General features: G+C 55.5%; 19 protein-coding genes and 1 tRNA gene. 11 read left to right on the top strand and 9 right to left on the bottom strand.

The window, feature by feature from the left end; genetic code table 11:
- Positions 1-10: 10 nt before the first annotated feature.
- Positions 11-1,927: a 1-deoxy-D-xylulose-5-phosphate synthase gene (locus CE153_RS05765; RefSeq protein WP_099595486.1), complete on the bottom strand. Its 1,917-nt coding sequence runs from the start codon at positions 1,925-1,927 to the stop codon at positions 11-13.
- Between the two features lie 171 nt (positions 1,928-2,098).
- Here CE153_RS05765 and CE153_RS05760 point away from each other — a divergent pair, with 171 nt between their 5' ends.
- The 5 genes from CE153_RS05760 (at position 2,099) to CE153_RS05740 (ending at position 7,613) form a co-directional block, all read left to right on the top strand.
- On the top strand, positions 2,099-3,088 hold the full coding sequence (locus CE153_RS05760) for a zinc-binding dehydrogenase (RefSeq protein WP_099595545.1): 990 nt from the start codon (positions 2,099-2,101) through the stop codon (positions 3,086-3,088).
- Positions 3,089-3,151: 63 nt separating this feature from the next.
- Positions 3,152-3,649: a 5-(carboxyamino)imidazole ribonucleotide mutase gene (purE, locus tag CE153_RS05755; RefSeq protein ID WP_003836415.1), complete on the top strand. Its 498-nt coding sequence runs from the start codon at positions 3,152-3,154 to the stop codon at positions 3,647-3,649.
- Positions 3,633-4,802: a 5-(carboxyamino)imidazole ribonucleotide synthase gene (purK, locus tag CE153_RS05750; RefSeq protein ID WP_099595484.1), complete on the top strand. Its 1,170-nt coding sequence runs from the start codon at positions 3,633-3,635 to the stop codon at positions 4,800-4,802. The genes purE and purK overlap by 17 nt, the downstream gene beginning before the upstream one ends.
- Positions 4,803-4,881: 79 nt before the next feature.
- On the top strand, positions 4,882-5,283 hold the full coding sequence (locus CE153_RS05745) for a Fur family transcriptional regulator (RefSeq protein WP_180753421.1): 402 nt from the start codon (positions 4,882-4,884) through the stop codon (positions 5,281-5,283).
- A 254-nt stretch (positions 5,284-5,537) separates the two neighbouring features.
- Positions 5,538-7,613 carry an LTA synthase family protein gene (locus tag CE153_RS05740; RefSeq protein WP_099595483.1) on the top strand — a complete coding sequence of 692 codons (2,076 nt, stop codon included), beginning with the start codon at positions 5,538-5,540 and terminating at the stop codon, positions 7,611-7,613.
- A gap of 181 nt (positions 7,614-7,794) precedes the next feature.
- Here the strand turns inward: CE153_RS05740 and purD are convergent, their stop codons facing one another.
- From purD to purF, 3 genes are all read right to left on the bottom strand, one after another.
- Complete coding sequence (gene purD, locus CE153_RS05735; RefSeq protein ID WP_099595482.1) at positions 7,795-9,054, bottom strand: phosphoribosylamine--glycine ligase; 1,260 nt, start codon at positions 9,052-9,054, stop codon at positions 7,795-7,797.
- A 99-nt stretch (positions 9,055-9,153) separates the two neighbouring features.
- Positions 9,154-10,188 carry a phosphoribosylformylglycinamidine cyclo-ligase gene (gene purM / locus CE153_RS05730; protein ID WP_080788330.1) on the bottom strand — a complete coding sequence of 345 codons (1,035 nt, stop codon included), beginning with the start codon at positions 10,186-10,188 and terminating at the stop codon, positions 9,154-9,156.
- Between the two features lie 18 nt (positions 10,189-10,206).
- Complete coding sequence (gene purF, locus CE153_RS05725; protein WP_099595480.1) at positions 10,207-11,721, bottom strand: amidophosphoribosyltransferase; 1,515 nt, start codon at positions 11,719-11,721, stop codon at positions 10,207-10,209.
- A gap of 262 nt (positions 11,722-11,983) precedes the next feature.
- Between purF and CE153_RS05720 the strand changes: the two genes are divergently transcribed.
- The gene (locus tag CE153_RS05720; RefSeq protein WP_099595479.1) at positions 11,984-13,618 is read left to right on the top strand and encodes a Y-family DNA polymerase; all 1,635 of its coding nucleotides are present in this window, start codon (positions 11,984-11,986) and stop codon (positions 13,616-13,618) included.
- On the top strand, positions 13,615-13,842 hold the full coding sequence (locus tag CE153_RS05715; RefSeq protein ID WP_004219532.1) for a hypothetical protein: 228 nt from the start codon (positions 13,615-13,617) through the stop codon (positions 13,840-13,842). Before CE153_RS05720 ends, CE153_RS05715 begins: the two co-directional genes overlap by 4 nt.
- Before the next feature lie 120 nt (positions 13,843-13,962).
- On the opposite strand, the gene CE153_RS05710 is transcribed toward CE153_RS05715, so the two are convergent.
- The 3 genes from CE153_RS05710 to purT all read right to left on the bottom strand — a co-directional run bounded on the left by CE153_RS05710 (position 13,963) and on the right by purT (position 19,981).
- Positions 13,963-17,697: a phosphoribosylformylglycinamidine synthase gene (locus CE153_RS05710; RefSeq protein ID WP_099595477.1), complete on the bottom strand. Its 3,735-nt coding sequence runs from the start codon at positions 17,695-17,697 to the stop codon at positions 13,963-13,965.
- A 108-nt stretch (positions 17,698-17,805) separates the two neighbouring features.
- Positions 17,806-18,558, bottom strand: a complete 753-nt coding sequence (purC, locus tag CE153_RS05705) for a phosphoribosylaminoimidazolesuccinocarboxamide synthase (RefSeq protein WP_099595475.1) — start codon at positions 18,556-18,558, stop codon at positions 17,806-17,808.
- A gap of 169 nt (positions 18,559-18,727) precedes the next feature.
- Positions 18,728-19,981, bottom strand: a complete 1,254-nt coding sequence (gene purT / locus CE153_RS05700; RefSeq protein WP_099595474.1) for a formate-dependent phosphoribosylglycinamide formyltransferase — start codon at positions 19,979-19,981, stop codon at positions 18,728-18,730.
- A gap of 26 nt (positions 19,982-20,007) precedes the next feature.
- Here purT and CE153_RS05695 point away from each other — a divergent pair, with 26 nt between their 5' ends.
- Complete coding sequence (locus CE153_RS05695) at positions 20,008-21,186, top strand: glycosyltransferase (RefSeq protein WP_099595473.1); 1,179 nt, start codon at positions 20,008-20,010, stop codon at positions 21,184-21,186.
- Between the two features lie 175 nt (positions 21,187-21,361).
- Here the strand turns inward: CE153_RS05695 and CE153_RS05690 are convergent, their stop codons facing one another.
- Positions 21,362-22,387, bottom strand: a complete 1,026-nt coding sequence (locus CE153_RS05690) for a threonine aldolase family protein (protein WP_099595471.1) — start codon at positions 22,385-22,387, stop codon at positions 21,362-21,364.
- 111 nt (positions 22,388-22,498) lie between these two features.
- Positions 22,499-22,571, bottom strand: a tRNA-His gene (locus CE153_RS05685).
- A gap of 277 nt (positions 22,572-22,848) precedes the next feature.
- On the opposite strand from CE153_RS05685, the gene CE153_RS05680 reads away from it, so the two are divergent.
- The 3 genes from CE153_RS05680 to rpsG all read left to right on the top strand — a co-directional run bounded on the left by CE153_RS05680 (position 22,849) and on the right by rpsG (position 25,481).
- Entirely contained in the window at positions 22,849-23,889 is a 1,041-nt protein-coding gene (locus CE153_RS05680) for a bile acid:sodium symporter family protein (protein ID WP_033501328.1), read from the top strand.
- Positions 23,890-24,633: 744 nt separating this feature from the next.
- On the top strand, positions 24,634-25,005 hold the full coding sequence (rpsL, locus tag CE153_RS05675) for a 30S ribosomal protein S12 (RefSeq protein ID WP_003808601.1): 372 nt from the start codon (positions 24,634-24,636) through the stop codon (positions 25,003-25,005).
- Positions 25,006-25,010: 5 nt separating this feature from the next.
- Positions 25,011-25,481 (top strand): 30S ribosomal protein S7, encoded by a 471-nt coding sequence (gene rpsG, locus CE153_RS05670; protein ID WP_003836460.1) that lies wholly within the window; start codon positions 25,011-25,013, stop codon positions 25,479-25,481.
- Positions 25,482-25,510 lie beyond the last annotated feature (29 nt).

The following is a 25,510-nucleotide window of genomic DNA, read 5'->3' as shown; positions in this document are numbered from 1 at the left end:
TACACATTAATTATTCGTTGAGAATACCGTGAATTCGAGAGACGATGGTTGCCGCGGTCAATCCGTAACGTTCATTAAGCTCGTCAAGCGGCACTCGATCGGTGAACTCTTTGGATGCACCAAAATTCAGCACACGAACGTGAGAAGCTTTGGCATTATTGGAATTTGCGTAGAACGCGGTGACCTTCTCACCCCATCCGCCTTCCAACTGGCCATCCTCCAACGTAACGACCAAACGATGCCCATCGGCAAGCATCGTCAGCAATTCGGCATCCATCGTGGAATACTGCAATGCGTCAACAAGCGTCGCAGTGATCGCAGCATGCGTCTCATCATCTTCAGCAAGCGCCGACGTGACTTTCGCAGCCAACGGCATGGTGTTGCCGAGTCCGAGAATCGCAACATCTTTGCCGGGCTGAACAATCTGATAGCGGGAGAATGGACATTCCCCGGTAATATTGACGGCCGGATTATGCTCTTCGGCACGCTGCAACGGGTCGAATGCCATATCGGCGGCACGTTCGAGTGAGAGAATCTGCTCGCCAGGCATACGAATCGCTACCACGCCATGGTCGGACGGGCCGGTAGCCCAAGCCAGCATGTCAAGCATCTGTTCGCCGCTTGCGGGAGCCAAACAGGTCACGTCAGGAACATTGGCGAACATCGTCATATCGAATGTGCCTGAATGCGTGTTGTCGGCACCGGAAATTCCCGCACCGAAAATCAGCAGTGTGGCGGGAACATGGTTCAGCGCCAACTCTTGTTGCAGTTGGTCGAAGGTACGCTGGAAGAACGTGGCGGAAGTCGCAAGCACGGGGCGGCCGCTTGCTTTGGCGATGCCCGCGGCGAACGCGGCCGCATGCTCTTCCGTAATGCCGGTATCAACATAATGTGCGCCCGCACGCTCGCGAAAATCTCGTGTGATGCCGTTCGATCCAGGGGTTGCGGGGGAGATGACCACCAATCCCGGCTCGCCGCTGAAACGGCGCTCCAACGATGCCATGGCCATTTCGCCATAGTATTTACGTGCGTCGAGCGGTTTGCCGAGCGAGGCCTCCGGATCTTGCCAATGATTGGCCTCGCATTTGCCCGCATGAGGTTGAGGATTGGTCTGATTGCAGCCGTCCGAACCGTTGTCGGACTCCTCGCCATCGTCGAAGCCCAGGCCTTTGGTGGTGTGAATATGCACTACGATCGGGTGGTCGATGCCTTTGACCTCGTTCAACACCTCCACCAGCGTGTCAATATCATTGCCCTGCTCCACATAGCGGTAATCCAAGCCGAATGCCTTGAACAGGTTCAGTTCCGCCGTGCCATCTGACGCACGTAATTTGGCAAGCTGGCCGTACATGCCACCGAAATCCTCAGCGATCGACATTTCATTGTCGTTGACGATGATGATGAGATTGCCGCCCTGCTCAGCCGCGTTGTTCAGTCCCTCGAAAGCGATTGCTGAACTCAAGGAACCGTCTCCGATAATGGCGACGACATTGCCGATAGCGCTTTCGCCTGTTGCAGTGCGTTGCATATCGCGAGTCTTGGCGAGACCGCACGCGAGTGAAATCGAAGTGCCGGTATGACCAAGTACAAACGAATCATGCTCGCTTTCCAACGGATTGGTGAAACCGGTCACCTCGCCGAATCGGGATTTGTCGAGATATGCTTCGGCACGTCCGGTAAGCATCTTGTGCACGTAGCTTTGGTGCGACACGTCGAAAATAAAACGGTCGTGAGGTGAGTCGAACACGCGATGCAATGCCACGGTGAGTTCCACCACGCCAAGATTCGAGCCTATATGCCCGCCATGCTTCCTGCCGTAATCAAGCAGCGCGGTGCGGATTTCAAAGCATAAGTCGCGTAATTGTTGAGCTGAAAGGGCATGTACATCCGCAGGAGTGTGAATCGAACTCAAAATGCCAGCGGTCATCGTGCGCAATCACCCTTCCCTACGATCAGTGCAACCAAGTGCGAAATCTTATCCCACTGTATGCCCCGACGAGGGTGTTTGCGGGCAAAGGAGCGCAAAGTCTTCTCAACTTGAGGCACAATGGAGGTGTTTGCAATCGTGAAAAGCCGTCATTCGCAAAGGAGCGCGAACATGAAAGCCGTATATGCCAACGGAACGAATCATGATGATCCGCTGTCCATGCTCGAAGTGGGCGATATGCCCGAACCTGAAACCAAGCCATTCTGGTCCACCATTCGTGTGAAATCAGCGAGTGTGAACCATCATGACGTGTGGAGTCTGCAAGGTGTGGGGCTTGCCGACGAGCAGACGCCGATGATCCTCGGCACTGATGCGGCTGGCGTGCTGCAAGAAGACATTCCCGTGCGAAAGGGGCTTAAGGCCGGCTCCGAAGTGGTGCTGTACACGTTCATCGGCACCGATGGGGCCGGAGTCATGCCGGGGGAGCGTCGTTCGATTCTTTCCGAACGATATGCGGGAACCATGGCCGAATGCACGCGGGTCCCCAGCGCCAACGTGTTCGCCAAGCCTGAGAATCTCAACTTCGATGAGGCTGCAGCATTGGGTACCAGCTGGCTTACCGCATATTCTTTGCTGTTCACCTCGGCGAATGTGAAGCCGGGAGATACGGTGCTTGTTCAAGGTGCCGGCGGAGGCGTGTCGACCGCTGCGATTCAGCTTGCCCATGCGGCTGGATTGGAAGTGTTTGTTACCTCACGTAGTGAAGACAAGCGCAATCGTGCATTGGAAATCGGCGCAGACGCGGTGTTCGAATCGGGTGCGCGACTGCCTCGCAAGGTGGATGCCGTCATCGAATCCGTCGGAGCGTCCACTTGGAGCCATTCCGTCAAATCCGTGCGTCCGGGAGGCACCATCGCCATCTGCGGCGCGACCACGGGCGATCAGCCTGGCGCCGAACTTACGAGAATCTTCTTCCAAGATATTCGTGTGCAAGGCAATACCATGGGTTCTCGCGAGGATTTCGCACGCCTGTTGAAATTCGTGGAACATGCCGATCTGCATCCGGTCATCGACTCCGCATATGCGATCGATGATGCGCGCCTTGCGTTTTCCAAAATCGTGAATGGTGACGTTTTCGGGAAAATCATGTTGCACATCTAGCCGATTGCGTAAAGTAAACGGTGTTCAAGAACATGTTCTTTTGGATTCTTTCGGAGGTCTTTGATGGCAGACAACAAGCCTGAAGTCGCAGTGATCATGGGGTCGGCGAGCGATTGGGAAACCATGAAGCACGCCTGCGAGATGCTTGACCAGTTCGAAGTGCCGTACATGAAGCAGGTGATTTCCGCGCACCGCACCCCGGAATTGATGGGTGAGTTCGCGCATAATGCCCGTGCCAACGGCCTGAAGGTCATCATCGCCGGCGCTGGCGGCGCGGCACACCTGCCGGGCATGGTGGCGGCCCAGACCACCCTGCCGGTCATCGGCGTGCCGGTGCGTTCCCATGCGTTGTCCGGCTGGGATTCGCTGTTGTCCATCGTGCAGATGCCGGGCGGCATTCCGGTCGCCACCACTGCGGTCGGCAATTCCGGTGCCACAAACGCGGGCCTTTTGGCTGTGAGCATTCTAAGCACCACCGATGAGCGTCTGGCCAATGCCCTGCAGGAATACCGTGACTCACTGAAGGAAAAGGTGGCTGAATCCAATGCCCAGCTTGTCTGAGGAAACCAACGGCCGTGTTGAAAGGCTGATGCCGGGCGCTACCATCGGCATTATCGGTGGTGGTCAGCTTGGCCGTATGATGGCGTTGTCTGCCCGCTATATGGGCTTCCGCATCGGAGTTCTCGACCCGACTCCGGACTGCCCGACCGCGCAGGTGGCTGATTTCCAGGTCACTGCCGAATATGACGACATCACCGCAATCCGTGAACTGGCCGAAAAATCCGACGTACTCACGTACGAATTCGAAAATGTGGACGCGGACGCGATCGACCAGGTGCGTTCCCTTGCGGCGGCTCCGCAGGGCACCGATCTGCTGCGCGTCACGCAGGACCGTGTCAACGAAAAGCAGTTCATCAACGACCATGGCACGCCAACCGCACCGTGGAAGGCCGTCAACAGTGTTGAGGAACTCGACGCGGCGCTTGACGAAATCCACTATCCTGCGGTGCTTAAAACCCGTTCCGGCGGCTATGACGGACATGGACAGACAGTGCTCAAGTCGGACGCCGATCTTGAAAAGGTGCGTGCCCGTGCCGATCGCGGTGGCGGATTCCCGCCAAGCATTCTCGAAGGCTTCGTCGACTTTGCATTCGAAGCAAGCATTCTCGTTGCGGGCAACGGCAAGGATTACGTGACCTTCCCGATCGTGCGTAACGAGCATCGCAACAATATCCTGCATATGACCATCGCTCCTGCCGAAGTCAGCGAAGCTGTGGCGAAGGAGGCGCACGAACTCGCGTTGCGCTTGGCGCAGGGCTTCGAATTGGCGGGCATTCTCGCCATCGAACTGTTCGTCACCAAGGATGAGCGGGTCATCGTCAACGAGCTTGCGCCTCGCCCGCATAATTCCGGCCATTACACCATCGAGGCATGCTCGTTCGACCAGTTCGATGCGCATATCCGAGGCATCGCGGGTTGGCCGCTCGAACAGCCTGAACTGCTCAAGCCGGCCGTTATGGTCAATGTGCTCGGCCAGCATGTGGCACCGACCCGTGCGCTGATTGCCGAGCATCCGGAATGGAGCATGCATGACTATTGCAAGGCCGAAGTGCGCCATGACCGCAAGATGGGTCATATTACCGTGCTGACCAACGACACTAAGCAGACCGTGGCCGATCTTGAACAGACCGGCTGCTGGGATGATTTGAAATAAACCTAGACGGTAGGTTTCGCGCGCCGGCCTTTCCTTCAAGGATTGGTCGGCGCGCGAATTCATCAAGGATGGACGTAGATTGGCAGACGGACGCGTGGAGCGCAATACCAAGCAAAAAGAACTGATTCATGATGCTCTGAAGGCGAGTGATGAATTCATTTCCGCACAGGATTTGCATCGCAAGCTGGAAGACGAAGGCGTGAAAGTGGGACTCGCCACCGTATATCGTCAGTTGAACGCGCTGGCTGAGGCTGGGGAGGCCGACACCGTGCGTTTGGAAGGTCAGCAGCTGTTTCGTCTGTGCGGCGATGATGGACATCACCATCATCTCGTATGCACGAACTGCGGCAAAACCGTGGAAATCGAATCACCATCCGAAACATGGCTACGTGGCATCAGCGCAAAATATGGTTTTACCATCGAACGGCATACGCTGGAAGTGTTCGGGCTCTGCTCCGACTGCCAGAACAAGGTGCGGTAGCAATTCCAGCAATCGTAGTGAGAATGTATGCGAATGGCGAAATCATGTGAAATGAGATATCGCCATCCAAACTGCCTGTACCCCCATTATGTTTTTGCGATTTCATCGGTATATCCATAAGAAAATCAGAAGAAACTGTGGATGAAATCGATCATTATATCTTTTTGTCAGATATAGCCACGAAAATGGTGCCTTAGTGTCGCCGTAAGGCGGGAAACGAAGTGAACTGACACGTTACGAGTGGAGAGACGCACTTGACGAACGAATCCGTGAATAACGAGACGATTGAGGAACTGAGGATTTCGACGATTGATCCAAATGCACCCGCCAAGGAACGTAAGGAATTCCCTGGGTGGTTGTATGGCGTACTGTTTGTGGTGTTCGATGCCATCGGCGTGGCCGCACTGCAGATCGGCGTTAGCCAAGTCACCACACGCGTCAAGCTATCGAACAACATGTGGCTGACTGGTTGGGGCTTCGTCACCAAAATGTTCACCAGTCTCAACTTTGTGGCCGTGCTCAACCTGATTCTGTGGGGCGTGCTCTATGTGATATTGCTCATGCTCATCAACCGTTTCTGGATTGCCACTCCCATATTTTTGGCGGTGACGTTCATTATCGCGGTGATTGAACATTTCAAAGTATCCATACGATATGAGGCGATTCTGCCCAGTGACTTGAACTTCCTGAAAGCCGACGCTGGCAATCTCATGAGCTTCATGCCGGCCGGAGCGCATTGGGCGATTTTGCTTGCGGTTGGAATTTTTGCCTGTTTTATTGCGTTGTTCGTATTTTTGAATCACCGCGATGGACGTCATGGCAAGCTGTTTCGTGGGGACGACAAGCAGTCGTGTTCGTTGAATGCGATTGTTCGACTGCTGCTGATCATCGTGCCGGGAACGTTCTTCACACTGTATTCCATGCAGGTGAGCACCGTTGGATCTTGGGCGAAAAACTTTTCTTCCGTAATGGGCGATATGCCTTCCATGTGGGATTCCGTCTACGATGCGCAACGCAATGGTCCGCTGGTCGCGTTCACCAGGCAACTTAATCCGAAAGCCATGGTGAAGCCCGACAACTATTCCGAAGAGACCATGCAGGAAGTCGCGGCACGCTACGAGAAAGCCGCGAAGAAAATCAACGCATCGCGTACCGAAAATATGACCGACAGCACAGTGATCTATGTGTTGTCTGAATCGTTCTCCGACCCGTCTCGCGTGCCGGGATTGAAGGTCAACAAGGATTCCATGCCCAACATCCGCTCCATCAAAGAGGACACGACTTCCGGTTTGATGCTTTCGTCCGGATATGGTGGCGGAACCGCCAATCTTGAATATATGGGATTGACCGGTTTGAGCATGGCGAATTTCGATTCGTCGCTTACCAGTCCGTACCAGCAGCTCGTGCCGAGCGAGCATTGGACGCCGACCATCAACCAGCTGTGGGGTGCGGCGAAGAATTCCATCGGACTTCATCCGTATGAATCGTCCATGTATTCGCGTGCCACCAACTATAAGAAGTTTGGATTCTCGCACTTCTATACGTTGACCGGTCCGGACGTCATCTCGCATCAAGACAAGATCGACGATTCGCCGTATGTGTCGGATGAGGCCACGTATAAGAGCACCATTGAAGAGGTTGAGAAAACCGACGGCAACCAGTTCCTGCAGGTCATCACCATGCAGAACCACATGCCATACCACGATTGGTATAAGAACAACGATTTCAAGGCTGAATCCACCACGGACACTCCTTTGGAGGACGATGAGAAGGAGTCCATCGAAACCTATCAGAAAGGTGTGGCTCTGACCGACGAGGCGACCGCCGACTTCCTTGACAAGCTCGACGCCATCGACAAGCCGATCACCGTGGTGTTCTACGGTGATCATCTGCCGGGCATTTATTCGTCCGCTTCCGAAGACGACAACAATTCGCTTGCCTTGCATCTGACGGATTATTTCATCTGGTCCAACAAGGCGTCCAGCTCGCAAGGCAACGAGATCGACAATGCCGACTATTCGTCGCCGAACTTCTTCGTGGCGCAAGCTGCCGAGCATATGAACGCCAAGGTGTCCCCATATCTGGCGTTCCTCACCCAAATGCATGAGAAGATCTCCGCCATGGAGCCACCTGTCGTCAACAATATCCAGGGATGGGACCGTATTCCTGAAGGCCAGAACATTTATCTTGATGCTGACGGCAATCCCATGGCTGAAAGCGATTTCGATACGGAAACCAAGCAGCTGCTGGCTGACTATCAGCTTATTCAATACGATATTACGACAGGAAAGAATTATCTGAAAGATACGGATTTCATGGATTTGCCGTGATATTTGGCAGTACGTGTGAATGCTATCAAATATTCGAGCATAATCTAAATAACTGTCAATTATAAATAATTGATGATTTGTGGGATTGCCAATAATAATAATACAAAGAAGACCTGTGCTGATTGGGCACAGGTCTTCTTTGATTGGCAATTGATTGCGCGTTTATATTGCGCTTGCTGTACTACTGCAATGCCTTGGTGCCAATGTCGTGACGGTAGAACATGCCCTTGGTGTCGAGCTTGTCGATAATCGCATACACCTTGTCTTGAGCGGTCTTGATATCAGCGGCAGAAGTTTCGACCAGCAGCACGCGACCGGAATTGGCGATCAGGCCTTCTTCGCTACGAGCCACGCCAGCGTAATACACGTGGGAATCCTCGTCGACTGGAATCTCAGGAATCGCAGCGCCCTTGATCACATCGACAGGATAGCCGTCGGCGGCGAGCACCACACCAAGCGTGGCATTGTCGTTATCCCAAGTGAATTCCGGAGTCTCGCCATTGAGCAGAGCGCTGATGCCAGCGCCAAGATCAGACGTGAGCTTCGGCAGCACGACTTCCGTTTCCGGATCGCCAAAACGAGCATTGAACTCGATGACCTTCGGACCGTCAGCGGTGGCAATCAAGCCAGCGTACAGAATGCCAGTGAACGGCGTTCCCTCATCAGCCATAGCCTGAACGGTCGGCTTTACAATGGTTTCAATAGCGGTATCAACCACATCCTGACCGATCTGCGGAACCGGGCTGTACGCACCCATGCCACCGGTGTTCGGACCCTTGTCGCCATCATATGCGCGCTTATGATCCTGCGAAATCGGCATCGGCCAGAAATCAGTGCCGTTCACAAAGCTCATCAGCGAGAACTCCTGACCCTCCAGGAAGTCCTCGATAACAACCTTTGCACCGGCGTTGCCGAAACGATGATCGACGAAAATGTCTTCAAGAGCGGCGATGGCGGTTTCCTCATCCATGGCAACGGTCACGCCCTTGCCGGCGGCCAAACCGTCAGCCTTGATCACAATCGGAGCGCCATGCTCACGAACATAAGTCGTGGAACGCTCCAAATCGCCGAACGTCTGATACTTTGCGGTCGGAATGCTGTGACGCTCCATCAGCTGCTTGGCGAAATCCTTGGACCCCTCGATCTGTGCGGCGGCCTTGCTCGGACCGAACGCCTTGATGCCAGCTTGAGCGAAATCGTCAACGATACCCTCGATAAGCGGCACTTCCGGACCGACGAACACCCAGTCATAGCCGTTGTTCTTTACGAAATCAATCAGCGCGGCATGATTGGACGGGTTGATCTGCGTGATGCGGATGCCGTCAAGCTCCATACCTGGATTGCCCGGAGCCACTGTGACTTCGCTGACGCTGCCGCCACGCATAAGCGCATGAGCGATGGCATGCTCGCGTGCACCGGAACCAATGACCAGAACCTTCATGTTTCCTCCTGTTATGTCCCTTCTGGGAAAATCCTATGTTCAGGAAAGTCTTTGGAAATAAAAGAGGGTGGCCGTTATGGCTCACCCCCGTATATGTATTTACTGCAGTTCGACGTCGCTATCGGTCTTCTTGACGATATTGCCGAGCACATAACCGGCTTCGCCATTGGACTTGAGCAATTCCATGGTCTTATCAGCATCTTCGGCGTTGACTGCCAGCACCATGCCAATACCCATATTGAAGATGTTGAACATTTCCATATGATCGATTTCGCCGGCCTTTTCGAGCACGTCGAAAATCGGCAGCACCGGCCAAGAGCCGAGATTGATGTGTGCAGCCAAGCCGTCCGGAATCATACGCGGAATGTTTTCGATGAAGCCGCCGCCGGTGATATGGGCGACGCCCTTGACCACGCCGGCCTTGAACAGCGGGGACAGAGCCTTCACATAGATCTTCGTCGGGGTAAGGAGCACATCGCCGAGCTTTTCGCCATCGAGTTCGTCAAGCACGGTGTCGACCGTGTAGCCGGCCTTCTCGAACAGGGCCTTGCGCACCAGAGAGAAGCCATTGGAATGCACGCCGGTGGACGGCAGACCAATGAGCACATCACCTTCAGCGATGGTGGAGCCGTCCACGATTGCGGACTTCTCGGCAACACCGACCGCGAAACCAGCCAGATCATACTCGTCTTCGTCATACATGCCCGGCATTTCAGCGGTTTCGCCACCGATCAGACCGGAACCAGCCTGTACACAGCCGTCGGCAACGCCAGCCACAACCTGCTCGAGCAGTGCTGGATCGTTCTTGCCGCAGGCGATGTAATCCAGGAAGAACAACGGTTCCGCACCCTGAGCGGCAATATCGTTGACGCACATGGCCACGCAGTCAATGCCGATGGTGTTGTGCTTGTTGGCCATCTTGGCGACGACCAGCTTGGTGCCGACGCCATCGGTGCCGGAAATCAGCACCGGCTCCTTGTATCCGAGGGAAGCCAGATCGAACAGGCCGCCGAAGCCGCCGATACCGCCGACTACGCCCGGACGGTTGGTGCGCGCCACATGGGACTTGATGCGCTTGACGACTTCGTAACCGGCTTCGACGCTTACGCCGGCTTCCTCATATGCTTTTGGCATATCAAACCTTTCTCGGGTTCAGTGTTCTTCTTGGGATGAAGTAGTGGTGTATTCGTTGCCCTCGTACTTGCTCTTATACAAGGCGAATTCAGGCAGACGCACGCGATCTTCCGGAGTGAGTGACTTCAAAAAATCACTTTCATAATCGTCGAGTGCAGTCGGGTAGTCGCCATTGAAGTAGGCTACGCACAGACCGCCGTACGGGGCGTCCGCTCCTAGACCAATGGAATCGACCAAGCCGTCAAGCGAAAGGAAGGCCAGGGAATCGGCGCCGATGAAATCGCGAATTTCTTCAACGGACTTCTTTGCGGCGATCAGTTCCTTGGTGGTGGAAATATCAATGCCATAGAAGCATGGATACTTCAGCGGCGGCGAGCTGATGCGCATATGCACTTCGGCGGCACCGGCTTCCTTAAGCAGCTGCACGATGCGCTTGGACGTGGTGCCGCGCACGATGGAATCGTCGATGACGATCACGCGCTTGCCTTTGACCACGCCGCGCACGGCGGACAGCTTCATGCGCACGCCTTGCTCGCGCAGTTCCTGCGTCGGCTGGATGAAGGTTCGAGCCACATACTGGTTCTTGATCAGGCCCATCTCGTTTGGCAGACCGGCTTCTTCCGCATAGCCGGAGGCCGCGGACAGCGAGGAATTCGGCACGCCAATGACCATATCGGCATCGACCGGCGATTCTTGGGCCAGACGCGCACCCATACGCTTGCGGGCGGAATGCACGTTCACGCCGTAAATATCGGAATCCGGGCGTGCGAAGTAGATGAATTCCATCGAGCAGATGGCCAGTTGGGTCTGGTTCGTGTACTGCACGATTTTGTAGCCGTGGTCATCCACGACCACGATTTCGCCCGGGCGGATGTTGCGCACCAGCTCGGCGCCGACGATGTCGAGCGCGCAGGTCTCGGAGGCGAGCACATATGCGCCGTTCTTCATCTTGCCAAGGGAGAGCGGACGGAAGCCGTTCGGATCGAGCGCGCCGATCATGGCGTTCTCGGTCATGATCAGATAGGCGAAGCCGCCATGAACGGTGTTGAGCGCTTCCTTGAGCTTCTCCATGAAAGTGCGCTTCGAGGAACGGCGGATGAGGTGCATAAGCACTTCGGTGTCGGAATTGGAGTGGAAGATCGCACCTTCGTCCTCCAGCTTGCGGCGCAGGGACGGGCAGTTGGTGAGGTTGCCGTTGTGGCACAGGGCCATATCTCCATCATGGAAACGGAAAATGAACGGCTGAATGTTGTCGGTGCCGCCAGAGCCGGCAGTGGCGTAGCGCACGTGGCCAATCGCCCTGTCTCCCTTCAGGCGTTCGATTTCTCGCTCGTCGCTGAACACCTGGGTCAACAGACCCGTTCCGCGATGACCGATGAGATGACCATTATCGTTGGAGACAATGCCGGCACCCTCCTGACCGCGATGCTGCAACGCGTGCAAGCCGAAGTAGGTGAGTCGGGCGGCGTCCGGGTGGCCCCAAACGCCGAAAATACCGCATTCCTCGTGGATGTCTTCGAGTTCAGCTGACAAGCCAAAGCTCCTTCCAAAACCATGGAGACAAGGGGTTCGCTACCGTTCAACCCTACCAACCGGAGGCTACAATTGGCGGTTTTCGTGGAGTCCTTAGGGGCACTTGGCATGTCGGGTGTGTCGAACAATTGTTCGAACTCTCTGATATGCTGAATGCAGGAAAATACAGTGCGGTGCATCGGCGATGCTTTGTCGGTGCTTTGCGAGGCGAAGTGCTCGTTGACGTTTCAAGATGGAGCCAAATCATGGAAGGAGTCTGAAGATGGCCGAACGTACCTATATCGCTATCGATCTGAAATCCTTCTATGCGTCTTCGGAATGTGCGGAACTTGGATTCGACCCACTTTCCACGAATCTGGTGGTGGCTGATCAATCTCGTACCGACAAAACCATCTGTCTTGCGGTGTCGCCATCGCTCAAAGCGTATGGATTGCCTGGCAGGGCAAGGCTTTTTGAGGTCAAGGCGAAGCTTAAAGAAGTCAATGCGGCACGGCGGGCGGCAGCGCCGGGCGGTACGCTGAGAGGTGAATCGTATGATGCGAATGAGCTCGCAGCAGATCCGAATCTGGCTGCTGGCGTGTATATAGCCAAGCCGCGAATGTCGCATTATCTCAACATCAGTGCGAAAATCTACAGCATATATTTAAGGTACGTATCCGAAGCTGACATTCATGTCTATTCGATAGATGAAGTATTCATGGATGTTACCGGGTATTTGCGGGCTTACGGCAAAAGCGCGCATGATATGGCCCGTGAAATGATCCAGCAGATTCTTCGGGAGACGGGCATCACCGCAACGGCCGGTATCGGTACGAATATGTATTTGGCGAAAGTGGCTATGGACGTGGTCGCCAAGCATATTCCCGCGGATAAGGATGGCGTGCGTATCGCGCAATTGGATGAGATGTCGTATCGCCGGCTGTTATGGGCGCACAGGCCGTTGACTGATTTCTGGCGTGTGGGACGAGGGTATGCGAAGAAGCTCGAAGCCCAAGGTCTAATGACAATGGGCGATATAGCCCGATGTTCCATAGGCCGTGCCGACGAGTATTACAACGAGGGCCTGCTGTACAAGATGTTCGGTGTGAACGCCGAGCTGCTTATCGACCATGCGTGGGGTTGGGAACCTTGCACGATCGCCGACATCAAAGCGTATAAGCCAGCTGGTCATAGTATGAGTTCGGGACAGGTGCTTACGGGCGCGGTCGGTTTTGACTCGGCGCGGCTGATTGTGAGAGAAATGGCGGACACCTTGTCTTTGGACTTGGTTGCCAAAGGTGTGAAGGCCGACCATATGGGGTTGATGGTCGGTTACGATACCGCCAGTCTTGATCCAAAGCGGCTAGGGGAGTGTGGCACTCCGGAATTGAAGGCGATGGCTGAGCGAGCCATTGCCGAATATAGCGGTCCCGTAACTCTTGATAGGTATGGTCGGCGTGTGCCCAAGCCGGCTACAGGGTCGATTGGTCTGGGCGACCATACGTCATCCACCACGCGCATATGCGATGCGGTTGACGAATTGTTCTGCAGAATCGTCGATCATCGGCTGTTGGTACGTCGATTGAATGTGGTTGCTTCTGATTTGCAAACGGTCGAACAGCTGGCTGAGCGGAATGCTGCGGCGAATTACGTTCAGCCCGATCTGTTTTCGGATATGCAGGAAGTCTCAAATGGAAGCGATAGCAACGATTGCAGTGATAACGTCGATAACAACGCGCGGTCTTCCTACGCTGACGATATGCGGGTTGTCGATGAGATTTCCGAACAGCATGTGCAGCAGACGATTCTTGACATCAAACGCAAGTTCGGCAAAAACGCCGTCATTAAAGGGATGGACATGTTCGCTGATGCCACAGGTCAACAGCGCAACCGGCAGATTGGAGGTCATGCAGCATGAGTTTGCAGCAAACCGACCGTTACGATGACATCATCAACTTGCCTCATCATCGCTCGTGCACGCGCCCGCACATGAGCATGCATAACCGTGCCGCGCAATTCATGCCTTTCGCCGCTCTCACCGGCTACGACGACATCATCAAACAAACCGCCACCCATTCGAACGAAGCAGTGGAACGCGCCAACACCCCCGTCAATCTCGCCGAAGGCTACCTCTCCGCCTAACATGCGTCGGAGACCAAAAAAGAGGCTGTTTGGTTTGATTAGGGAGGAATCCCGATCAAACCAAACAGCCTCTGTATGTTCGAATCTACGTCAGAACGCTTTTATGGATGCGGTCGCGGATCAGGCGGTGAAGTATTCCACGCCGGCTGTGAACAGCGGCTGATCCTTTTCGCCCGGAACGTTCTTGAATGTGCCGTTGCTGTAGCGTTCCGAATGGCCCATCTTGCCGAACACGCGGCCGTCTGGGCTGGTGATGCCTTCAATGGCCAGCAGCGAACCGTTCGGGTTCACGTCCAGATCCATGCCAGGCACGCCGGCTTCGTCTACATACTGCGTGGCGATCTGGCCGTTGGTTTTGAGCTGCGCAAGCACGTCATCGGAAGCCACGAAACGGCCTTCACCATGGGAAATGGCGATGGTGTGCATGTCTCCAACGGAAGTCTTGGAAAGCCACGGAGACAGGTTCGACGCGACACGGGTGCGCACCAAGCGGCTCTGGTGGCGGCCGATGGTGTTGAACGTCAGCGTCGGGCATTCTGCAGTCATCGGCACGATATCGCCGTACGGCACCAAGCCGAGCTTGATCAGAGCCTGGAAACCATTGCAGATGCCGAGCATCAAGCCATCGCGGTTGTTCAACAGGTCACGCACCGCTTCGGTGACGGCAGGAGCGCGGAAGAACGCGGTGATGAACTTGGCGGAGCCATCAGGCTCGTCGCCGCCGGAGAAGCCGCCCGGAATCATAATGATCTGGCTCTTCTTGATCTCCTCAACCAGCGCTTGGGTGGATTCGGCAACGGCAGCCGGAGTGAGATTGTTCACGATCAACGTGCTCACATCGGCACCGGCACGCTCGAACGCGGCAGCGGAATCGTATTCGCAGTTGTTGCCAGGGAACACGGGGATGATCACATGCGGCTTGGCAATGCCGGTACCGGTGTAGACGGTCTTCTTCGGAGCGTCGAAGGAAACAGCCTCAACGGTCTTGCCCTTCTCATCGCCCTTGGAACGGTACGGGAACACTGACTCGATGCCACCCTCCCAGGCATCCTGCAATTCAGCCAAATCCAACGTCTCGCCAGCAGCAACGAAATCGTAAGCTTCGGTGGTCTTACCAATCTCACCGATCTCAACCAGATTCGACACTGACGGAAGCTTGGCGCCATCAGCCAATTCCACAATGAAGGAGCCGTAAGCAGGAGCAAACAGATCATCCACGGAAATCTTGGAATCAAGAGCCACGCCAATCTGGTTGCCGACGGTCATCTTGAACATAGCCTCGGCAGTAGCGCCATAACCCGGAGTGGACACGGCCAGAGCATCACCGAAATCAGTCAGCTCCTCAACCACAGAGAACGTCTCAAGCAGCGCATCCTTGTCAGGAGTCAAACCGTCAGCGAGATAACGCGGAGCGATACGAACCACACGATGGCCGGCACCCTTGAATTCCGGCGAAGTGGCACGCTTCATATTGCCCACGGCCACGGCGAAGGAAATCAGCGTCGGCGGCACATCAAGCTGCTCGAACGTGCCGGACATGGAATCCTTACCGCCGATCGCGCCGGCACCAAGATCAACCTGAGCCATCAGCGCGCCAAGCACGGCGGCCATCGGCTTGCCCCAACGGGTCGGCTCATCGCGAAGCTTCTCGAAATACTCCTGGAAGCTCAGGTACGCCTTCTCATGCTCGAAGCCGGCAGCAACCAGCTTCGACAGCGATTCAACCACAGACAGGTAAGCGCCGGTGAACTGGTTCTTCTCCATAATGAACGGGTTGAAGCCCCAAGCCATCGCGGACGCGGTAGTGGTTTCGCCGAACACCGGAAGCTTGGCAACCATGGCCATATTCGGGGTCAGCTGCTTCTTGCCGCCGAACGGCATGAGTACGGTACCCGCACCGATAGTGGAATCGAAACGCTCGGAAAGACCCTTATTGGAAGCCACGTTCAGATCGGTGAGCATGGCATGCATACGGTCAGACAGGGAACCGGAAACCCACGGAGTGGTGTAGGACTGCTGCGCTTCGACGTGGGCCACTTGATGCTTCGGGGCACCGTTGGAAGCGAGGAATTCACGAGACAGATCAACGATCGCGTCGCCGTTCCACACCATAGTCATGCGCGGATCTTCGGTTACGGTCGCGATGACTTCAGCCTCGAGATTCTCTTCCTTGGCGTAGCCGAGGAACTCGTCGACGTCTTCGGCTGCAACGTCCACGGCCATACGTTCCTGCGATTCGGAAATCGCAAGTTCCGTGCCGTCCAAGCCCTCGTACTTTTTCGAAACCTTGTTGAGATCGACATACAGGCCGTCAGCGAGCTCACCAACAGCAACGGAAACGCCGCCAGCACCGAAATCGTTGCAACGCTTGATCAAACGGCATGCGTCACCGCGACGGAACAGACGTTGCAACTTACGCTCGACAGGAGCGTTGCCCTTCTGCACTTCGGCACCGTCAAGCTCCAGAGACTCAACATTGTGAGCCTTGGACGAGCCGGTGGCACCACCAATGCCGTCACGTCCGGTACGGCCGCCGAGCAGAATGATCTTGTCGCCCGGAGCGGGGGTTTCGCGGCGCACATGATCTGCCGGAGTCGCGGCCACAACCGCACCGACCTCCATACGCTTGGCCACATAGCCCGGGTGATAGATCTCGTCGACCTGACCGGTGGCAAGACCAATCTGGTTGCCGTATGAAGAATAGCCGGCGGCTGCGGTAGTGACCAGCTTGCGCTGGGGGAGTTTGCCCTCGAGGGTTTCGGAAACAGGAACGGTCGGATCGGCGGCACCGGTCACACGCATGGCCTGATACACGTAGGAACGGCCGGAAAGCGGGTCGCGGATGCAGCCGCCGATGCAGGTTGCCGCACCGCCGAACGGTTCGATTTCCGTCGGGTGGTTGTGGGTTTCGTTCTTGAACAGGAACAGCCAATCCTCATCATGGCCATTCACATCAACCTTTACCTTGACGGTGCAGGCGTTGATTTCTTCGGATTCATCAAGATTCTTCAGAATGCCGTTCTTCTTGAGCCACTTCGCGCCGATGGTGCCCATATCCATGAGGCATACAGGCTTTTCGTCGCGGCCAAGCTCGTGACGCATCTCAAGATACTTATTGAACGCGGCCTGCACGGTCGCGTCATCGATCTGCACATCATCAAGTTGTGTGCCGAACGTGGTGTGACGGCAATGATCGGACCAATACGTGTCGATCACCTTGATTTCCGTGATCGTCGGATCACGCTGTTCCTCGGTGAAGTAAGCACGGCAGAACTGCAGATCAGCCAAATCCATGGCCAGGCCACGATCGACGATGAACTGCTCGAGATCGGCGTCGCTCATGGTGCGGAAGCCTTCGATGACCTCCACCTTGCCCGGTACCGGCACCTGCGTTTTCAACGTGGTCTTGGTTTCCAGCGAAGCTTCGCGCGCCTCGACCGGGTTGATCACATAATGCTTGATGGCGGCGATATCGGCGTCGCTCAGCTCGCCTTCAAGCGCATACACTTTGGCGGAACGAACAGTCGGACGCTCTCCCTGGGAGATCAGCTGAATGCATTCGCTGGCGGAATCCGCACGCTGGTCGAACTGGCCGGGCAGATACTCCACAGCAAACACAATATCAGAACCGAAATCAGGCAAATCGGCGGAAACATTATCGACCTGCGGCTCACTGAACACGGTAGGGGTGGCCTGTGCGAACAGTTCCTCGCTAATGCCTTCCACGTCATAACGATTGACGAGACGCACATTCTTCAGCGATGCGATGCCAAGAATGGTCTTCAGCTCGTTGGTGAGCTGCCTGGCCTCGACATCAAAACCCTGCTTCTTTTCCACGTACACGCGAAAAACCATGGTTGACTCCTTGAAAGAGGGGCTTGGTGAGATTGATAAAAGTAAGATTTTCAAAAACGATGAAGCCCGCATCCGAGTTTGTACTGCAGATGCGGGCTATCGCAAGTATCATTCGGCTACTTCAATGCCTTCGGACTTGGCGAGTTCGGCCAAACGGCTTTCGATTTCTTCGTAGGCCGGGATGATGTCGCCCAGGTCGCGGCGGAACAGATCCTTGTCGAGATGCTCCACCTTGCCGGAATGATCACGCTGATCCCACAGACGGCAGGAATCCGGGGTAATCTCGTCGGCGAGCAGCAGAGTGCCGTCGGAAGTGCGACCCATTTCGATCTTGAAGTCCACAAGCTTGACATCGATCTTGGCAAAGATCTCGATCAGGGCCTCATTGATGCGGCGGGCGAGCGGAGCAATCTCAGCCAGATCCTCACGGGTGCACACGCCCAACGCAACCAGATCGTCATCGTTCACGAACGGATCGTGCAGATCGTCGTTCTTCAGGAAGTACTCCAGCACCGGCTCCTTGAGCTCGATGCCCTCTTCCACGCCCAAGCGAGAGCAGAAGTGTCCGGCAGCGGTGTTACGCAGCACGATCTCGAGCGGGAACATGGTGACCTTCTTGACCAGCTGGGAGGTTTCGCCTACGCGAGCCACCAGATGGCTGTCGATACCGCGCTTCTTCAGCAGATCGAAGATCAGCGTGGTGATGAGGTTGTTCAGCCTGCCCTTGCCGGCGAAGTCTTCCTTCTTTTCGCCGTCACCTGCGGTAGCGGAGTTCTTGTATTCGACCCAGAGTACTTCCGGATCTTCAGTTGCGTACAGTTGCTTGGCTTTGCCCTCGTAGAGCTTTTCCAACTTATCCATTACTCGCCTTTCCTGGTGTTTGGGAGGTAGATAGTTTGGTGAACTTGATGGTTAACAAGATACCAACGGGAGGCTACAATCGGCGCGTTCCCGGCCGAGTTGTGAAAGCCTCCCGTGCGACTTCCGTACAAAGATTCGATCGTGGAATCACATTGAGGTTGAAATAGGGTCAGATGACTGCAATATCAAGTGACCGTGCGACCTGTGCGGCTTTGTTGCGTGCGTCGCTTTCGTCGCTTCCAAGAGCCAAGGCGACTGCCATGCGGCGATGGCCGTGCACTTCCGGCTTGGCGAAGATACGCAGGTCGGTGCCCGGCTCAGCCAATGCCGCACCGACATTGCGGAATTCAGCCTCGCCGTCGCCTTCCACCACAATCGCATGGCTGGCTGCAACCGAACCTTCCGGAATCGACAGCGCGACATGATCTTGCGTGATCGGAAGTCCAAGAATCGCGCGCGCATGCAGGGCGAACTCGCTCAACCGTTGGGAAGCCATCGTCACCATGCCCGTGTCGTGCGGGCGCGGCGAAACCTCATTGAACAATACGGAACCGTCAGTCAATACAAACAATTCCACGCCGAATACACCCCAACCATGTTCGCCAGAAGCCTTGGCCTTGCCCACCAAGCCTTCCACCGCACGGCGTGCGATCTGCTGCGACTGCTCAAGCACTTGTGGAGTGGAGGAAGCAGGCTGCCAGGATTCGCGATAATCACCATTTTCCTGACGTTGCCCGATCGGATCGCATGTTACGATGCCGCTGCTGGAACTGACGGTCAGTACCGTCAATTCGTAATCCAATGGAGCCAATGCTTCTACAATCACTCGGGAAACGTCACCCTCGTCGTGTGCGCGGCGACCTTCCTGTGCCTCAACCCAAGCCGCGTCAATCGCGTCGGCGGAACGAACCACGGACTGGCCGTGACCGGAAGAACTCATAATCGGCTTGACCACGCACGGGTAGCCAACCGTTTCTGCCCCAGCACGAAGCTCTTCCAGCGAGCCTGCGAAACGGTACGGGGTGGTCGGCAATCCCAATTCCTCATGCGCAAGCACGCGCAAACGTTCGCGATCCATGCAGATGGATGCGATTTCGGCGCTGGGTACCACTTGGGCGCCACGTTTTGCCGCGTCAGCCAGTTCGCTGGTGGCGATCGCTTCGACTTCCGGCACAATGATGTCCGGCTTAATTTCGTCGAACAATGCTCGCAACTGTTCGGCATTGGCCATGTCAAGCGAACGATATTCGTGTGCCACCTGCTGTGCCGGAGCGCCTTCATAGGAATCGGCCGCACACACCCATGCGCCAAGCCTCATGAGTTCAAGAGTGACTTCCTTGCCCAGCTCGCCGGAGCCAAGAAAAAGAACACGAGTCGGATGCTTACCAAGCGGAGTGCCCAAGGCACGATTCTTTTCAGTCATGTCTTCCATTGTGCCATCGGCGTAGGATGGAATGCATGTCTGAGACGGAACAGGAAGAAACACAGCGTCCCCTGACCATCGCCATGGTGGTCGACACGTCGGGAAATCGAGGCAATGGCACTTCGAATTCGGCATTGCAATGGGCGGAGGAATTGAAACGGCAAGGCCATACGGTCAGGCTCGTGGGCATTGGTGCGCCTGAATACCCGGCGCGAGTCAACCATGTGCCTCTGGTCAGTTGGGCGGCGAAGAAGCAGCAGATGCAGTTCGCCGAGCCGAGCGACACGCTGTTCAGAACCGCGTTTCAAGGAGTGGACGTGGTGCATATCTACACGCCGTTCCGTTTTGGACAGCATGCTTGCAAAGTCGCCAAAAAGATGGGAATCGCGGTTACTGCGGGCTATCATGTGCAGCCGGAGAACATCACGTATTCGGCAGGTCCGCTGAAATATATTCCGGGTATCGACTCGTTTATCTACTGGCTGTTCAATCTGTGGCTGTATCGCAAAATCGACCATGTGCATGTGCCCACCGAACTTGGTGCAAGTCTGCTGCGCTCCCACGGATACAAAGCGAAACTGCATGTGATTTCCAACGGATACGAAGCGCGATTCACTCCGAAAATGCAGCGCGATGCAGGGAAGTCCGCGTCGGTTCCGTTCCGTATCGTCGCTTCTGGACGATTGACGAACGAGAAGAATCATGTTGCGTTGATTCAGGCGATCGCACGTTGCAGGCATGCGCAAGATATTGAATTGACGATTGCCGGCACTGGTCCTCTGAAAAGGAAATTGCGGCGACTTGCGTCACGCTTGCTTTCCAGACCGGCGTCGATTGGATTCCATAAGAACACAGAAATGCCGGCTTTGTTGCGTTCCGGCGATCTGCTGGTGCACCCTTCGATCGCCGATCTTGAGTCGGTGAGTGTGATCGAGGGTATGGCTGCCGGTTTGGTTCCTGTGATTGCCTCGTCGCCGTTGAGTGCGGCAGGCCAGTTTGCATTGCGGGAGGAGTCGCTGTTCCCCGTTGACGATGTGGAGGCGTTGGCGAGACGTATCGATTGGTGGATCGACCACCCCGACGAATTGTCGAAATGGGGCGAAATCTACGCCGAACACACCAAGGAGCATTATTCGGTGGAGTCGTCCGTGCGTAAGTTCATTGCAATGGAACGCGATGCGATCGCTGACAATATCAGCAAATAAAGCAATGCGTAATACGCGTAATACGCGGCGTGAATAAAACCGAGTACGCGATTAATGGCTGTTGCGTTAGCAAAAAAGGCGTGGGATGCAAGTCCCGCGCCTTTTGTTGTTCGTTTTAATATTTTATTGTTTGTTTTCCAATAATTATTCTATGCCTATTCTCGTCGGCGATGCTCTACAGCAGTGCGATCAGCTGCTCAACCTGCTCGTCGGTGGTGGCCCAGCTGGTGCAGATGCGCATCACCGTGTGCGTGTTGTCGGCCTTTTCCATGAAGCCGAGGCGTACGTTGCGCTGTAAACGTTCGGACGTCTCGTTGTCAAGCGTGATGAAGATCTGGTTGGTCGGCGCGTCAAAGGTGAGCGTATAGCCGCGTTCCACGAGCACTTTGCGAATGCGGTCGGCCGCGTCATTGGCATGACGTGCGATTCTGCAGTACAAGTTGTCGGTGAACAGCGTGTCGAATTGCACGCCCAGCAGCCAGCCCTTGGCGAGCAAAGCTCCATGCTGCTTGACAAGCGTCACGAAGTTCTTCGGCATGTTGCCATGCGTGAACACCACCGCTTCGCCGAACATGGCACCCACCTTGGTGCCACCGATGTAGAACACGTCCGCGATGCGTGCGATGTCTTCAAGCGTCACGTCGTTGCCGGTTGCGGTCAGCGCGTAGCCGAGTCGTGCGCCGTCGATGAACAATGGCATGTCGTACTTCGTGCAGATCTTGCGGATCGCCTCGAGTTCGGCGAGCGTGTAGAGCGTGCCATATTCGGTGGACTGTGAAATGTACACGCATCCGGGGAATACCATATGCGTGTAGTTGCCGTCCGCGTAGAACGTGGCGCAGTACTCGTCGAGCTCGTTCGCATCGATCTTGCCGTCATGGTGGGGGAGTGTCAGCACCTTGTGGCCGGTGAATTCGATGGCGCCCGCCTCATGCACGTTCACATGGCCGGTACTTGCCGCGACCACGCCGGCATACTGCGGTGTGATGGAGTCGATGATGGTCTGATTGGTCTGCGTGCCACCTACCAGGAAGAAGATCTGAGCGTCGGGGCAGGAACATGCCTCACGAATCTTGGTTTTCGCGCTTTCGCAGATGCTGTCATTGCCGTAACCCGGATATTGGTTCTGCGCGATCTGTTCGATGTGTTCGATGATTTCCGGTGTTGCCGTACAGGAATAGTCGTTTTCAAAAGACAGCATGATGCGCTCCTTGTATCTGACTTATGCTGATGACTTGCGATCGGCGGTTTGCTGTATTCAAGCCGTCTGGATAACAAAAAACCTCGGAATTTCTTCCGAGGTCTCTATCGGGGTGGCTAACGCGGCTCGAACGCGCGACCTTCTGAACCACAATCAGATGCTCTACCAACTGAGCTATAGCCACCATGTTCTCGCTTCATGTAGAAGCGCAACAGGTGAAAACTATACACGATTTTCCAGATATGTCTACATCGGCGTGTTGCGCGTGCCTGTCGTTGGCTTGCACTGTGGAACGTTCATTATGTGAACGGCATGCTACGCAAAGCAGAAACTCACGCGTACCTTGTAGTCGCTGCATGCGGGATGGTGTGCGGTAACGGCGGTGTGAGCCGTCTCGGAGTATTTTCGGCGTATGTGGATCATCGGCCGAAAAGCTGTGAAGTGTGAAGGAAGAGATATTCATGCAGAAGGTCAAAGCGTTTGGTGATTGGCTTACCAAGTGGTTCACCGCGATTGTGATTGTGTGGGCCGTGTTCAACTATTTCGTGCCGCAGGCAAGCTTGTGGGGCAAGTCCTATACCGGTTATTTCCTGGGTATCGTGCTGTTCGGTATGGGTCTTACCTTGACCCTCGACGATTTCAAGCGCATTCTCACCCAGCCTCTGATGGTCATCGTCGGCACCGTGGCCCACTTCGTCATCATGCCGTTGGTGGCTGTGCTGCTGTGCTGGATTTTCCGTCTTGATGGTGCGCTCGCCGTCGGTGTGATTCTGGTCGGCTGCTGCCCGTCCGGAACCTCGTCCAACGTGATGAGCTATCTGAGCCGTGGCGATGTGGCGCTGGATGTGTCCATCGGCATTCTGTCCACGCTGTGCGCGCCGTTCATGATTCCGCTGTTGATGCAGTGGCTCGCTTCCCAGTATGTGTCGGTTCCGGTGGAATCCCTGTTCCTTAATGCGGTTAAGGTGGTGCTGTTCCCGATCGCTCTTGGCGTGATCTGCCATGCCATTTTCGGCGAGAAGATAGAGAAGATCACGGTCGCTCTGCCGATCGTGTCCCAGGTGGCCATTCTGCTTATCATCGGCGTGGTTGTCGCGGCCAACGGTCCGAAGCTGTTCGTGGCTTCCTCGCTGCTTGCCATTCCGGTGGTCATTCTGCACAACCTGTGCGGATATGCGCTGGGCTTCGGCTTCTCCAAGCTCATGTACAAGGTGTATCCGAAGGGCTTCCGTTATGCGCAACAGAAGGCCATCACCTTCGAGGTCGGCATGCAGGATTCCGCGTTGGGGGCGACTTTGGCGCTGACGTCGTTCGCGTCCAATCCGTTGGCCGCGGTGCCGTCCACGTTCTTCAGCGTTTGGCACAACATTTCCGGCTCCGTGCTGTCCAGCTGGTGGCGTGAGCATGATGACAGGCATCAGATTCATCCTGATTCCGACAATGGCGAGAAGGGCTCGGCTGCGAAGGCCCGTGAAGACGCCGTTGAAACGGCCAACGGCTGACATTCGTCAGTAGATTTCGTCGTTATATTGCGCATTCCCTGAATCTTTCAAAATGATTCAGGGAATGTTCTATTTTGAGTGGTGTAAACGTGTCATTGTGATGTTTTGTTACATTACGCTGATGTAGACAAAATGATTGAAATTATTGGAATTTAAGGGCGTTTTCACCTGTATTTTTTGTTCGTTTTAAGGTATACTGTAACCGAAGGCCGGAGTTGTGGATCAGTCGAGGATTCGTCAGGTCGCAACGAAGCGTCTATGGCCGCGAGGTTCATGCGCAACGCCTTTAAGATATAACTGAACAATAGCGATTCGAGATGGCGGCGATGGGGTAGTACGGCGAACGCGCCGGGCCGCAAATGCAAAACAGACAACGAGACTGAAGAGTGCGCGCAAGGCGGCGCGTGGCAAAGAAGTGGGAACCTCCTTCCCAGACGGATGGCCCCGGATTCGAAAGGATTCGGGGCCATCCCTTTTGCGACTTGCGACACGGCATGTTGGAATGTCTCGGGAATCCGTATAATAGTAATTCGTGTGTGCCAACGGCATGCCTTATGTAACAGGCGTGCGGGTTGGGATATCCCGGAACTCGATTGCATCACGCGCAGCAATGCGGCGGTGAGAGAGGGATGGGCCATCGGGCCGGTGGACTGTGGCTATCTTCACGATTCAGATGCGTGGAGTGTGGGCGCAGTGCGGCGGTCACACGAAAGCAAGAGAAACCACTGAATCGGAGAATTCAAGTTGCCTACTATTGAACAGCTCGTCCGTAAGGGACGTCAGGCAAAGCCGAAGAAGTCCAAGACTTTGGCACTGAAGGGAAGCCCGCTGCGCCGCGGCGTGTGCACCCGTGTTTACACCACCACCCCGAAGAAGCCGAACTCGGCACTGCGTAAGGTCGCTCGTGTGCGCCTGAGCTCCGGTGTGGAAGTCACCGCTTACATCCCGGGCGAAGGCCACAACCTGCAGGAGCACTCCATTGTGCTCGTGCGCGGCGGCCGTGTCAAGGATCTGCCGGGTGTTCGTTACCACATCGTTCGTGGCGCCCTCGATACCCAGGGTGTGAAGGATCGCAAGCAGGGTCGTTCCCTGTACGGAGCAAAGAAGGCGAAGTAAGAGATATGTCACGTAAAGGACCTTCCAAGAAGCATCAGCTGCTGCCGGATCCGATCTACGGTTCCACCGTTGTGGCACAGCTCATCAACAAGATTCTGCTCGACGGCAAGAAGTCGATCGCTGAAGATATCGTCTACTCCGCTCTCGATATGGTCAAGGAAAAGACCGATCAGGAGCCGGTGGCAGTGCTTAAGCGCGCTCTCGACAACATCCGTCCGTCCCTCGAGGTTCGCTCCCGCCGCGTCGGTGGCGCTACCTACCAGGTTCCGGTCGAAGTGAAGCCGGCTCGTGCGAACACCCTGTCCCTGCGCTGGCTGACCGACTTCTCCCGCGCCCGTCGTGAGAAGACCATGGCTGAGCGTCTGGCCAACGAAATCCTCGATGCCTCCAATGGCCTTGGTGCTTCTGTCAAGCGTCGCGAGGATACTCATAAGATGGCAGAGGCCAACAAGGCCTTCGCTCATTACCGCTGGTAATTAGTCGAGAACGAGAGTTAAGGAACACT

The organism is Bifidobacterium sp. N4G05, assembly GCF_002742445.1.
GTDB lineage: Bacteria > Actinomycetota > Actinomycetes > Actinomycetales > Bifidobacteriaceae > Bifidobacterium > Bifidobacterium hominis.
The sequence above is the reverse complement of the archived record's forward strand: the minus strand, read 5'-3'. Positions and strand labels throughout refer to the sequence as shown.

What these genes read in the sequence shown, in the direction of transcription:
- CE153_RS05765 (WP_099595486.1), bottom strand. Translation starts at nt 1,927, where the DNA reads ATGACCGCTGGCATTTTGAGTTCGATTCACACTCCTGCGGATGTACAT.
- CE153_RS05760 (WP_099595545.1), top strand. Translation starts at nt 2,099, where the DNA reads ATGAAAGCCGTATATGCCAACGGAACGAATCATGATGATCCGCTGTCC.
- purE (WP_003836415.1), top strand. Translation starts at nt 3,152, where the DNA reads ATGGCAGACAACAAGCCTGAAGTCGCAGTGATCATGGGGTCGGCGAGC.
- purK (WP_099595484.1), top strand. Translation starts at nt 3,633, where the DNA reads ATGCCCAGCTTGTCTGAGGAAACCAACGGCCGTGTTGAAAGGCTGATG.
- purD (WP_099595482.1), bottom strand. Translation starts at nt 9,054, where the DNA reads ATGAAGGTTCTGGTCATTGGTTCCGGTGCACGCGAGCATGCCATCGCT.
- purM (WP_080788330.1), bottom strand. Translation starts at nt 10,188, where the DNA reads ATGCCAAAAGCATATGAGGAAGCCGGCGTAAGCGTCGAAGCCGGTTAC.
- CE153_RS05720 (WP_099595479.1), top strand. Translation starts at nt 11,984, where the DNA reads ATGGCCGAACGTACCTATATCGCTATCGATCTGAAATCCTTCTATGCG.
- CE153_RS05715 (WP_004219532.1), top strand. Translation starts at nt 13,615, where the DNA reads ATGAGTTTGCAGCAAACCGACCGTTACGATGACATCATCAACTTGCCT.
- CE153_RS05710 (WP_099595477.1), bottom strand. Translation starts at nt 17,697, where the DNA reads ATGGTTTTTCGCGTGTACGTGGAAAAGAAGCAGGGTTTTGATGTCGAG.
- purC (WP_099595475.1), bottom strand. Translation starts at nt 18,558, where the DNA reads ATGGATAAGTTGGAAAAGCTCTACGAGGGCAAAGCCAAGCAACTGTAC.
- purT (WP_099595474.1), bottom strand. Translation starts at nt 19,981, where the DNA reads ATGACTGAAAAGAATCGTGCCTTGGGCACTCCGCTTGGTAAGCATCCG.
- CE153_RS05695 (WP_099595473.1), top strand. Translation starts at nt 20,008, where the DNA reads ATGGAATGCATGTCTGAGACGGAACAGGAAGAAACACAGCGTCCCCTG.
- CE153_RS05690 (WP_099595471.1), bottom strand. Translation starts at nt 22,387, where the DNA reads ATGCTGTCTTTTGAAAACGACTATTCCTGTACGGCAACACCGGAAATC.
- CE153_RS05680 (WP_033501328.1), top strand. Translation starts at nt 22,849, where the DNA reads ATGCAGAAGGTCAAAGCGTTTGGTGATTGGCTTACCAAGTGGTTCACC.
- rpsG (WP_003836460.1), top strand. Translation starts at nt 25,011, where the DNA reads ATGTCACGTAAAGGACCTTCCAAGAAGCATCAGCTGCTGCCGGATCCG.